The organism is Streptomyces sp. NL15-2K, assembly GCF_030551255.1.
Lineage (GTDB): Bacteria > Actinomycetota > Actinomycetes > Streptomycetales > Streptomycetaceae > Streptomyces.
Genome location: NZ_CP130630.1, coordinates 2,790,382 through 2,802,139, shown reverse-complemented (window position 1 = coordinate 2,802,139; position 11,758 = coordinate 2,790,382). Strand labels below are relative to the sequence as shown.

10 protein-coding genes are annotated in these 11,758 nt (G+C 70.8%); 7 read left to right on the top strand and 3 right to left on the bottom strand.

The features are described 5' to 3' along the window. Positions 1–2: 2 nt before the first annotated feature. From tpiA to Q4V64_RS12125, 7 genes are all read left to right on the top strand, one after another. Positions 3–779, top strand: a complete 777-nt coding sequence (gene tpiA / locus Q4V64_RS12155) for a triose-phosphate isomerase (protein ID WP_124443129.1) — start codon at positions 3–5, stop codon at positions 777–779. Positions 780–910: 131 nt separating this feature from the next. Beyond that, a complete protein-coding gene (secG, locus tag Q4V64_RS12150; RefSeq protein ID WP_029181151.1) occupies positions 911–1,141 on the top strand; it encodes a preprotein translocase subunit SecG in 231 nt (76 codons plus the stop codon). Between the two features lie 214 nt (positions 1,142–1,355). Next, complete coding sequence (locus Q4V64_RS12145; RefSeq protein WP_003976875.1) at positions 1,356–1,691, top strand: RNA polymerase-binding protein RbpA; 336 nt, start codon at positions 1,356–1,358, stop codon at positions 1,689–1,691. A gap of 133 nt (positions 1,692–1,824) precedes the next feature. Then, positions 1,825–3,093, top strand: a complete 1,269-nt coding sequence (locus Q4V64_RS12140) for an MFS transporter (RefSeq protein WP_124443130.1) — start codon at positions 1,825–1,827, stop codon at positions 3,091–3,093. Between the two features lie 64 nt (positions 3,094–3,157). Next, positions 3,158–4,813, top strand: coding sequence for a glucose-6-phosphate isomerase (pgi, locus tag Q4V64_RS12135; protein WP_124443131.1), 1,656 nt, complete (start codon positions 3,158–3,160; stop codon positions 4,811–4,813). Between the two features lie 190 nt (positions 4,814–5,003). After that, positions 5,004–6,761, top strand: a complete 1,758-nt coding sequence (locus tag Q4V64_RS12130) for a LuxR family transcriptional regulator (RefSeq protein WP_253267247.1) — start codon at positions 5,004–5,006, stop codon at positions 6,759–6,761. Between the two features lie 134 nt (positions 6,762–6,895). Beyond that, on the top strand, positions 6,896–8,281 hold the full coding sequence (locus tag Q4V64_RS12125; RefSeq protein ID WP_124443132.1) for an FAD-binding oxidoreductase: 1,386 nt from the start codon (positions 6,896–6,898) through the stop codon (positions 8,279–8,281). Between the two features lie 48 nt (positions 8,282–8,329). Here Q4V64_RS12125 and pgl read toward each other — a convergent pair whose 3' ends face one another. From pgl to zwf, 3 genes are read right to left on the bottom strand one after another with little or no spacing between them, the layout of a single operon-like run. Next, a complete protein-coding gene (pgl, locus tag Q4V64_RS12120) occupies positions 8,330–9,112 on the bottom strand; it encodes a 6-phosphogluconolactonase (protein WP_124443133.1) in 783 nt (260 codons plus the stop codon). After that, positions 9,109–10,221: a glucose-6-phosphate dehydrogenase assembly protein OpcA gene (gene opcA, locus Q4V64_RS12115; protein WP_124443134.1), complete on the bottom strand. Its 1,113-nt coding sequence runs from the start codon at positions 10,219–10,221 to the stop codon at positions 9,109–9,111. The genes pgl and opcA overlap by 4 nt, the downstream gene beginning before the upstream one ends. Then, entirely contained in the window at positions 10,218–11,756 is a 1,539-nt protein-coding gene (gene zwf, locus Q4V64_RS12110) for a glucose-6-phosphate dehydrogenase (protein ID WP_124443135.1), read from the bottom strand. The genes opcA and zwf overlap by 4 nt, the downstream gene beginning before the upstream one ends. Between the last annotated feature and the right edge of the window lie 2 nt (positions 11,757–11,758).

Genomic DNA, 11,758 nt, shown 5'->3' with positions numbered 1-11,758 from the left:
GCATGAGTACGCGCACGCCGCTGATGGCGGGCAACTGGAAGATGAACCTCAACCACCTCGAGGCCATCGCCCACACCCAGAAGCTCGCCTTCGCCTTGGCCGACAAGGACTACGAGGCCGTCGAGGTCGCCGTCCTGCCCCCCTTCACCGATCTGCGCTCCGTGCAGACCCTGGTCGAGCACGACAAGCTGAAGATCAAGTACGGCGCCCAGGACATCTCCGCGCACGACGGCGGCGCCTACACCGGTGAGATCTCCGGACCGATGCTCGCCAAGCTGCGGTGCACCTACGTCGCGATCGGCCACTCCGAGCGCCGCCAGTACCACGGCGAGACCGACGAGCTGGTGAACGCCAAGGTCAAGGCCGCCTACAAGCACGGCCTCACCCCGATCCTGTGCGTCGGCGAGGAGCTGGACGTCCGCGAGGCGGGCAACCACGTCTCCCACACCCTCGCCCAGGTCGAGGGCGGCCTGAAGGACCTCCCGGCCGAGCAGGCCGAGACGATCGTGATCGCCTACGAGCCGGTGTGGGCCATCGGCACCGGCAAGGTCTGCGGCGCCGAGGACGCCCAGGAGGTCTGCGCGGCCGTCCGCGGCAAGATCGCCGAGCTGTACTCCCAGGACCTGGCCGACAAGGTCCGCATCCAGTACGGCGGCTCCGTGAAGTCGGGCAACGTCGCCGAGATCATGGCGCAGGCCGACATCGACGGCGCCCTGGTCGGCGGAGCCTCGCTGGACCACGAGGAGTTCGTCAAGATCGTGCGGTTCCGCGACCAGTGAGTATGCGGTAGGCGCGATCCGTCGTACCCTTGCGGGGGCCGGAGGCTGTAAAGGCGAGCTCGAAAAGCTCGCGAAAGAGCTTCGGCCCCCGTCGTCTATCCAGATCCGAGGAAGTTGGTCCAGCCGTGGTTATGGGGTTCTCGATCGCCCTGATCGTCTTCAGCCTGCTGATGATGCTGCTGGTGCTGATGCACAAGGGGAAGGGCGGCGGCCTCTCCGACATGTTCGGTGGCGGCATGCAGTCGTCCGTCGGAGGCTCCTCGGTCGCCGAGCGCAACCTCGACCGCATCACCGTGGTGGTCGGTCTGCTGTGGTTCGCGTGCATTGTCGTACTCGGCATTCTGATGAAGGTGAACAACTGATCAGCGTCGCACACGCGCACGCCCATTCCGCACGTAACGCCCCATGTTCGGTGCGCCCTCCGGAGCGCGGCCTATCATGGGGCTTGCGTCTTTGTGTGTAGGGGTTGTAACTCGAATCACTGGACGCGCGTTGGGCCTTACGTAGACTGAGGCGCTCGCAGTGAAGCGAAACGCCGACTCGCTTTGCGGCACCATCACGCAGGGAGTTACGACCGTGGCAAGTGGCAACGCGATCCGAGGAAGCCGGGTCGGGGCGGGGCCGATGGGCGAGGCCGAGCGCGGCGAGTCCGCGCCGCGGCTGCGCATCTCCTTCTGGTGCTCCAACGGGCACGAGACGCAGCCCAGCTTCGCCAGCGACGCGCAGGTCCCCGAAACCTGGGACTGCCCGCGCTGCGGCTTTCCGGCGGGGCAGGACCGGGACAACCCCCCGGACCCGCCACGCACCGAGCCCTACAAGACGCATCTCGCTTATGTGCGGGAGCGACGCAGCGACGCGGACGGCGAGGCGATCCTCGCCGAGGCGCTCGCCAAACTGCGGGGCGAAATCTAGGAATCGACAACCGGCCGGGCACCGAGCGGTGCCTGGCCGGAGCTGTTTCTCGCACCTGCGGCCACGTGAGTGCGGACCGATTGTCAGTGCTGCCCTTTACGGTTTGTGAATCGGCGAACCGTGAGGGGGACTTGTGGCGACGGTCGAGGTGGCGGACGGGCGTGCGCCCGCGTGGCGCGGAGGATTCGGACGGCTGTGGAGTGCCGCCGTGCTCTCCAGCTTCGGTGACGCGCTGCGTCGATCCGCGCTGCCCCTGCTCGCCGCGACACTGACCGACCGGCCGATGCTCATCGCCGCGGTCACCGCCTGCGGCTATCTGCCCTGGATCGTCTTCGGACTGCTCGGCGGCGCCGTCGCGGACCGCGTGGACCAGCGGCGCGCGATGTGGACGGTGGATGCGGTACGAGGGCTGCTCGTCGCGTGCTTCGCGGTGACCGTCGCCCTCGGGCACGCCTCGATCGGCCTGCTGATCGCGCTGGCCTTCGCCCTCACCACCTTCCAGACGCTGTTCGACAATGCCTCCACGGCCCTGCTGCCCGCCCTGGTGGACCGGGGAGCGCTGGGCAGCGCGAACGCCCGCCTGATGACCGGCCAGCAGATCGCCGGCGGCCTGCTGGGCGCGCCCGTCGTGCCGCTGCTGCTGGTGGCCGGAGCCGCCGCGCCCTTCGCGGCCGACGCCGTGACCTACCTGGTGGCCGCCGCGCTGGTCGCCTCCCTGCGGACCGCCGTGCCGGAGCGGAAGCCGAGACCGCCCGGCAGCACCCTGCGCCGGGAGATCGCCGAAGGGCTGCGCACCCTGGGGCGCGATAAGGCCCTGCGCGGGCTGTGCGCCGCCACAGCCCTGTGCAACATCGGCGTGAGCGCCCTCATCGCGGGCCTGGTGCTCCTGGTGACCGGCTGGCTGGACGCCGGTACGGCGGGGTACGCGGCGGCCATGACCGCGTACACGATCGGCGGCCTGACCGGGGGAGTGGCGAGCGGCCGGCTCGTCGCGCGGCTCGGGCGGGTCCGTGCGGTGCTGCTCGCCGGGACCGTGCAGATCGGTGCGCTGGTCGTCATGGGCTCGGTGCGCAGCCCGGTGGCCCTCGCGGTCGCCATGGCCGTCTTCGGGTTCATGGGCATGGTGTGGAACGTCAACACCAGGACGCTGATGCAGGAGCGCAGCCCCGCGGGGATGGTGGGCCGGGTCAGTTCCGCCTTCCGGACCCTGGCTGTGGCGGGTGCACCCCTGGGCGCTCTGCTGGGCGGCGTCGTGGCCACCGCCTGGGGTCTGAACACTCCGGCTCTGCTCGCGGCGGCCTTCTTCGTCCTGTCCGTCACCGCGCTGATACCCGCGCTCAAGGCGGACGTATCTGTTGTTGCGTCGGACGACGACGCCACGACAGCTCACGCCCCACGCTGATCAATTAGGTTGGGAACGGCAGCGGGGCAGCACGGACAGGGACGAAAGAAGGCTGAAGTCCGACATGAACGCAGACGGCCGTAACCGGCTCAACCAGAGGCCCGAGTGGACCGCTCTGGCCAAGCACCGCGAGGAACTCGGCGAGGTGCGGCTGCGCGAGCTGTTCGCCGCCGACCCGGGGCGGGGCACCGGATACACCTTGCAGGTCGGTGACCTGCACGTCGACTACTCCAAGCACCTCGTCACCGACGAGACGCTGCGGCTGCTGCGCGAGCTGGCCGCCGCGACCGACGTCTTCGGCCTCAGAGACGCCATGTTCCGCGGCGAGAAGATCAACACGACCGAGAACCGGGCCGTGCTGCACACCGCGCTGCGGGCGCCGCGCGAGGCGGTGATCGAGGTCGACGGGGAGAACGTCGTCCCGGCGGTGCACGCCGTCCTCGACAAGATGGCCGACTTCGCCGAGCGCGTCCGCTCCGGCGCCTGGACCGGCCACACCGGCCGGCGCATCAAGAACGTGATCAACATCGGTATCGGCGGCTCCGACCTGGGCCCCGCGATGGCGTACGAGGCGCTGCGCGCGTACACCGACCGCGACCTCACGGTCCGCTTCGTGTCGAACGTGGACGGTGCCGACCTGCACGAGGCCATCCGCGACCTGGACGCAGCGGAGACGCTGTTCGTCATCGCCTCCAAGACCTTCACCACGATCGAGACGATCACGAACGCGACCTCGGCCCGCAACTGGCTGCTCACCGAGCTGAGAGCCGGTCAGGAATCCGTCGCGAAGCACTTCGTCGCCCTGTCGACAAACGCCGAGAAAGTCTCCGAGTTCGGCATCGACACGGCGAACATGTTCGAGTTCTGGGACTGGGTCGGCGGGCGCTACTCCTACGACTCGGCGATCGGCCTGTCCCTGATGATCGCCATCGGCCCGGACCGCTTCCGGGAGATGCTCGACGGCTTCCGGCTCGTCGACGAGCACTTCCGCACCGCGCCCGCCGAGTCCAACCTGCCTTTGCTGCTGGGCCTGTTGGGCGTCTGGTACGGCAACTTCCACGACGCCCAGTCGCACGCGGTGCTGCCCTACAGCCACTACCTGTCCAAGTTCACCGCCTACTTGCAGCAGCTGGACATGGAGTCCAACGGCAAGTACGTCGGCCGGGACGGGCAGGAGGTCGGATGGCAGACCGGGCCGGTGGTGTGGGGCACGCCGGGCACCAACGGGCAGCACGCGTACTACCAGCTCATCCACCAGGGCACCAAGCTGATCCCGGCGGACTTCATCGGCTTCGCCGAGCCGGTCGCCGACCTGCGGCCGGGCCTGGCGGGCCAGCACGACCTGCTGATGGCGAACTTCTTCGCCCAGACGCAGGCGCTGGCCTTCGGCAAGACGCCGGAGGAGGTGCGGGCGGAGGGCGTGCCGGAGGAGCTGGTGCCGCACAAGACGTTCAAGGGCAACCACCCGACCACCACGATCCTCGCCCGCGAGCTGACCCCGTCGGTCCTCGGCCAGCTCATCGCCCTCTACGAACACAAGGTGTTCGTCCAGGGCGCGATCTGGAACATCGACTCCTTCGACCAGTGGGGCGTCGAGCTCGGCAAGGTCCTCGCCAAGCGCGTGGAGCCCGCCCTCACCGAGGGCGCGGAGGTGCCGGGCCTGGACGCGTCGACCAAGGCCCTGGTCGCCACGTACCGGGAGCTGCGCGGCCGGCAGTGACATGGGCACGGAAGCGGACGACTGTCCGCTTCCGCACCTCTTGGTAGCCGCGGCTTTCGGCTTCCGCACGTCCTGGTGTGCGCCGGCGGACAGGCCCGTCCCGTTGTCGGTCCCGTTGTCCTGCCTATCCTGGTATGGGGTGATCCGGTAAGAGGTGATCCGGCTCGCTGGAGCGCGGAAGGAGCCGGCCGTGGCTGACCAGACCACCGGCACCGGGCAGCGGCTCGGCCGGCCCACGCGGCAGGCGGCGGACGCCGGCGCAGCGACGGCTGCCCCGGAGGCCGTCCGGCGGGCACGCGAAGCCGTCGCCCGAGAGGCCTGGGCCGACGCATACCGCCTCCTGAACGGCATGGATCCCGCCCGTCTCGCACCGGACGACTTCGCCGCCCTCGCCGACGCCGCCTGGTGGACGAGCCGTGTCGAGGAGTCGATCATCGCGCGGATGAGGGCGTACTCCGGTTATGCGGCGGCGGGTGCCGACCGGCAGGCCGGGTACTGCGCCTGGATGCTCTTCTACGAGCACCGGCTGGCGGGACGTACGGCCCTGGCGGCCGGCTGGCTGCGCAGGGCGCGGCAGCATCTCCAGGACGGGACCGAGTGCGCCGAACAATGCTACCTCGCGTGGATGGAGGCGGAGGAGGCACAGCAGCGCGGCGCGTTCGACGAGGCCATGGCCTCGGCACGGCGCATGGCCGGGATCGCGCGCCGCTGCGGCAACGCGGACCTGTACGCCATGAGTGTCCAGGTGCGGGCCGGCGTCCTGCTGGCCCAGGGGCGGGTCGCCGACGGCCTCGACCTGCTGGACGACGCGATGTGCTCGGCGATGGCGGGCGAACTCAGCTCCTTCTTCACCGGGTGGATCTACTGCCTCGGCCTCCAGCGCTGCATGGACTGCGCCGACCTGGAACGCGCCGCCGAATGGACCGACGCCGCCATGCGGTGGTGTGCGTCGATGCCGGCGGAGAACAACTTCCGGGGCCTGTGCCGGGTGCATCGCGTGGAGGTGCTGGAGTTGCGCGGCGCCTGGGCCCAGGCGCTGACCGAGGCCGCGCGGACCTGCGAGGAACTACTGCCCTACGAGGGCCGGATCGCCGCCGAGGCGTTCTGCCTGGCCGGGGACATCCATCGACGGCGCGGCGACCTGGCCGCGGCCGAGGCGTCGTACGACCGGGCGCACGGACTCGGCCGTGACCCGCAACCCGGGCTGGCCCTGCTGCGTCTGGCACAGGGCAAAGCCGATGCCGCGGCAGCCGGGCTGCGGCTCGTCCTCGCGCGCGAAGCCGACGAGGGGGATCGTCCGGAACCGGACGGAGGGAGCAGCCGCCTCGGACGCGGTCGGCTGCTCGCGGCCCAGACGGAGGTCTCGCTCGCCCTCGGCCGGCTCGACCAGGCCCGCGCGGGGGCGGAGGAGCTTCAGGCCCTGGCCCGCGACTGGCAGCGGCGGCGCGGTTCGGAGACGACCGTGTTGCACGCCGTCGCGGCGTCGGCGGGCGGTGCCCTGGCGTTCGCCGCCCATGACCTGGACCGTGCGTTGCCCGTGCTGCGCCGCGCGCTGGAGCTGTGGCTGGCGCTGGGGGTCCCCTACGAGGCGGCTCAGGTCCGGATGACCCTGGCCGCCGCCGACCGGACCGCAGGCGACGAGGACGGCGCCCGGATGGAACTCAGGGCCGCACAGGACACCTTCGAACGGCTGGGCGCCGAGCCGGACGCCCGCCGGGCGGCCGCGCTGCTCGACAGCGTGGGCCCGCACCGGCCCGGCCCGCTCACCGAGCGGGAGATCCAGGTACTGCGACTGGTCGCCGCGGGTCGGACGAACCGGTCGATCGCCGCCGAGCTGGTGATCAGCGAGCACACCGTCGCCCGCCACCTGAACAACATCTTCGCCAAGCTCGACGTGTCCTCACGGGCGGCGGCGACGGCGTACGCGTACACCCACGGTCTCGTGTGACCAGGCCGGCATGGGCTGTTCTGCCCATGCGCGGTGCGGCGAAATGGGCGGTTCCGGCGACGAGCGCCGACCGGCCCCCCGTGTACACAGAGGGTGCGACCGTTCTCCGACCCGACGAACAGCAGGAGGCGGACATGACCACCTACACACCAGCCCTCGACGGGCAGTTGCTGGGGCGGCTGCGAGGAGCAGTGCGTGGCGGCATCGTCCAGCCCGGCGACCCCGACTACGACGAGGCCCGCAAGGTCTACAACGCCATGCACGACAAGCGGCCGGCCATCGTCGTCAGGGCCGTCGACGCCGGTGACGTCATCGCCACCGTCGACTTCGCCCGCGAGACACGGCTGCCGCTGGCGGTACGCGGCGGCAGCCACAGCGTCCCCGGCTACGGAACCTGCGACGACGGGATCGTGCTCGACCTCGGCCGGATGCGGGGGATCCGCGTCGACCCGAAGACGCGCACGGCACGGGTCGAGGGCGGCTGCACCTGGGCCGACGTCAACCACGCCACGCACGCCTTCGGCCTGGCCACCACCGGCGGGGTCGTCTCCACCACCGGCGTCGGCGGACTGACCACCGGCGGGGGCATGGGCTACCTGGCCCGTCAGTGCGGCCTGGCCTGCGACAACCTCGTCTCGGTCGACCTGGTGACGGCCGACGGATCCTTTCTGACCTGCACCGAGGAGCACAACGCCGACCTGATGTGGGCGGTACGCGGAGGCGGCGGGAACTTCGGAGTGGTCACGTCCTTCGTCTACCGGCTGCACCCCGTGGCCGACATTCTCGGAGGCCCGACCTTCTACCCGCTCGACGGGGATGTGATCCGCCGCTACCGGGACCTCATCGCGGAATCCGAGGAGCGACTCGGCGCCCTGCTCGTCGTCGGGCTCGGCCCGCCGCTCCCCTTCCTCCCCGAGCGCTGGCACGGGCGGCCGCTCTGCGGAGTGATCACCTGCTGGACGGGGCCGGAGGACGAGGACGACCGGATCCGCGCCCGGCTCGACGCGCTCGGCCCGGTGCTGGGACAACACGTGGGGCGTATGCCCTACCCGGTGATCAACACGCTCTTCGACGAGCTGGTTCCCCCGGGCCTCTTCCACTACTGGAAGGGCGCCTTCAGCCACGGCCTGCCGGACGGTGCCGTCGACGCGTACGTCGAACACGGCGCCTCCACCCCGTCCATCCAGAGCGTGACCGTCGTCTTCCCCATCGACGGCGCCTGCCACCGCGTCGGACCGGAGGACACCGCCTTCTCCTACCGGGACGCCGACTTCTCGACCGCGCTCAGCCCCACCCTGACCACCCGCGAGGACTGCGAGGCCCAGAAGGACTGGGTGCGCCGCTTCCACGCTGCCCTTGAGCCACACTCCGCCGAGGGCGGTTACGTCAACTTCATGGACGGCGACGACCAGGAGCGGGTCCGTGCCAACTACCGCGACAACTACGCCCGGCTGACCGACATCAAGCGGCGCTACGACCCGGGAAACCTGTTCCGCCTCAACCACAACATCGCCCCATGACAGCGGAAAGCCCCAGGGCGATCACCTGGGGCTTTCCCACAGCGGAGCTCAGGCCGAAGCCGGCGGATACAACGACCTCGGCAGTTGGGAGGCGGCCGCCGCGTCCAGCAGCCACAGCGTCCGGGACCGGCCCCGCGCTCCCGCCGCCGGGGCCTGGATCTCGCCCGCGCCGGACAGGGCGATCGCCGCGGCCTTCGCCTTGTCCTCGCCGGCCGCCAGGAGCCACACCTCGCGGGCGGCGCGGATCGCCGGAAGGGTCAGGGTCACTCGGGTCGGCGGGGGCTTCGGGGCGCCGTGGACGCCGACGACCGTGCGCTCGGTCTCCCGTACCGCGGGGAGTTCCGGGAACAAGGACGCCACATGGGTGTCCGGGCCGACGCCCAGCATCAGGACGTCGAAGGTGGGCACCGCGCCATGGTTCTCGGGGCCGGCCGCACGGGCCAGCTCCTCCGCGTACCCCGCGGCCGCCGCGTCCGCGTCGGCGCCGTACGGTCCGTCCGACGCGGGCATGGCGTGCACGCGCTTGGGGTCCAGGGGCACCGAGTCCAGCAGGGCCTCGCGGGCCTGCGTGACATTGCGTTCCGGGTCGCCGTCCGGCAGGAACCGCTCGTCGCCCCACCACAGGTCGAGACGGCCCCAGTCGATGGCGTCCCGGGCGGGGGCGGCGGCCAGGGCGGCCAGCAGGCCGTTGCCGTTGCGGCCGCCCGTGAGGACCACGGACGCCGAGCCGCGCGAGGCCTGCGCGTCCACGATCTTCGTGATCAGGCGGGCCGCCGCGGCCTGGGCCATCAGTTCCTTGTCGTGGTGCACGACCAGCTGCGGAGTGCTCACTTCGCCGCCGCCTTCTTCACCGGTGCCTGCGCCGCCGCCTCTTTCGCGGGTGCTTTCGCAGCGGTCTCGACGGGAGCCGGGACCGCGACCGCGTCTCCTTTGGCCGGCGGCTCGTCGGCAGGCTCGTCGGCCGGGACGTCGGCCGGGACGTCGGCCGGGACATCGGCGGTGGCCTTGCCGTTCGACGGGTTCAACCGGTCCACGCCGAAGCGCAGAGCGGAGGCGTACGTGTCGTCCGGGTCCAGCCGCCGCAGCTCCTCCGCGATCAGCTCGGCCGTCTCCCGGCGCTTGAGCGCCACCGCGCGCTTCGGCTGGCCCTGGATGGACAGCGTCGCCAGCGTGCCGTCCCCGCGGTCCAGCGTGATCGGCCCGCAGTCGGTGTCCAGACGGACCGCCGTCAGACCGGGGCCCGACGACAGCGAGCGCTTCACCGGCACGTCCAGCCGGTCCGCGAGCCACATCGCCAGCAGCTCGCAGCTCGGGTTGAACTCCTCGCCCTCCACCTCGACGGCCTCGACCTCGCAGGTGACCTGGTCCAGGGCCGCCGCCAGCATGGAACGCCAGGGCGTGATGCGGGTCCAGGAGAGGTCGGTGTCGCCGGGCGTGTAGGTGTCGGCGCGGGCGGCGAGCTCCCGTACCGGCTGCTCGGAGGCGTAGGTGTCGGTCACCCGGCGCTGGGCCAGCGCGCCCAGCGGGTCGTTCGCCGGGGCCAGCGGCGCGTTCACCGGCCACCAGACCACCACCGGGGCGTCCGGCAGCAGCAGCGGCAGGACCACCGACTGGGCGTGGTTCACGACCTCGCCGTACAGCCGCAGGACGACCGTCTCGCCGGTGCCCGCGTCCGCGCCCACCCGCACCTCGGCGTCCAGCCGGGACTGCGTACGGTCGCGGGGTGAACGCGAGACGCGCTTGATGACGACGAGCGTGCGCGAGGGGTGCTCGTGCGAGGCGTCGTTCGCCGCCTTCAGGGCGTCGTACGCGTTCTCCTCGTCCGTGACGATGACCAGCGTGAGCACCATGCCGACGGCCGGGGTGCCGATGGCCCGGCGGCCCTGCACCAGCGCCTTGTTGATCTTGCTGGCCGTGGTGTCCGTGAGGTCTATCTTCATGGCCGGCGCCAGCTCCGTCCGTCTCGCTCGAGCATTTCGTCCGCCTCGACGGGCCCCCAGGTACCGGCCGGGTACTGGGCGGGCTTGCCGTGCTTGTCCCAGTACTCCTCGATCGGGTCGAGGATCTCCCAGGACAGCTCGACCTCCTCGGTGCGCGGGAAGAGGTTCGAGTCGCCGAGCAGCACGTCGAGGATCAGGCGCTCGTACGCCTCCGGGCTGGACTCCGTGAAGGACTCGCCGTACGCGAAGTCCATGGAGACGTCCCGGATCTCCATCGAGGTGCCCGGCACCTTGGAGCCGAAGCGGACTGTGACGCCCTCGTCGGGCTGGACGCGGATGACGATCGCGTTCTGGCCCAGCTCCTCGGTGGCCGTCGTGTCGAAGGGGGAGTGCGGCGCTCGCTGGAAGACGACCGCGATCTCGGTGACGCGGCGGCCGAGGCGCTTGCCCGTCCGCAGGTAGAAGGGGACCCCGGCCCAGCGCCGGTTGTCGATCTCCAGCTTGATCGCCGCGTAGGTGTCGGTCTTCGACTGGGCGTCGATGCCATCTTCCTGGAGGTAGCCGATGACCTTCGCGCCGCCCTGCCAGCCGGCCGCGTACTGCCCGCGGACGGTGTTGCGGCCCAGGTCCTTGGGCAGCTTCACCGCGCCGAGCACCTTGGTCTTCTCCGCGGCCAGCGCGTCCGCGTCGAAGGATGCGGGTTCCTCCATGGCCGTCAGCGCCATCAGCTGGAGGAGGTGGTTCTGGATGACGTCACGGGCGGCGCCGATGCCGTCGTAGTAGCCGGCCCGGCCGCCGATGCCGATGTCCTCGGCCATGGTGATCTGCACATGGTCCACGAAGGACCGGTTCCAGATCGGCTCGAACATCGTGTTGGCGAAGCGCAGCGCCAGGATGTTCTGGACGGTCTCCTTGCCCAGGTAGTGGTCGATGCGGAAGACCTGGTCCGGGGCGAAGACCTCCTCGACCGTCGAGTTGAGCTCCTCGGCCGACTTCAGGTCGTGCCCGAAGGGCTTCTCGATGACCGCCCGCCGCCAGGAGCCGCTCGTCTGGTCGGCCAGGCCGTGCTTCTTCAGCTGCTGGATGACCACGGGGAAGGCGCCCGGCGGCACGGACAGGTAGAAGGCGAAGTTGCCGCCCGTGCCCTGCGCCTTGTCGAGTTCCTCGATCGTGCCGCGCAGCCGCTCGAAGGCCTCGTCGTCGTCGAAGGTGCCCTGGACGAAGCGCATCCCCTGGATGAGCTGCTGCCAGACCTCCTCACGGAACGGCGTACGGGCGTGCTCCTTGACGGCGTCGTGGACCTCCTGTGCGAAGTCCTCGTGTCGCCACTCGCGCCGCGCGAAGCCGACCAGGGAGAAACCCGGGGGCAGCAGACCCCGGTTGGCGAGGTCGTACACGGCGGGCATGAGCTTCTTTCGGGACAAATCGCCCGTGACGCCGAAGATGACCAGGCCCGACGGCCCCGCGATACGCGGGAGCCGTCGGTCGGCGGGGTCACGAAGCGGGTTCGCTCCGGAACCGGAAGAAGGCGCCAAGG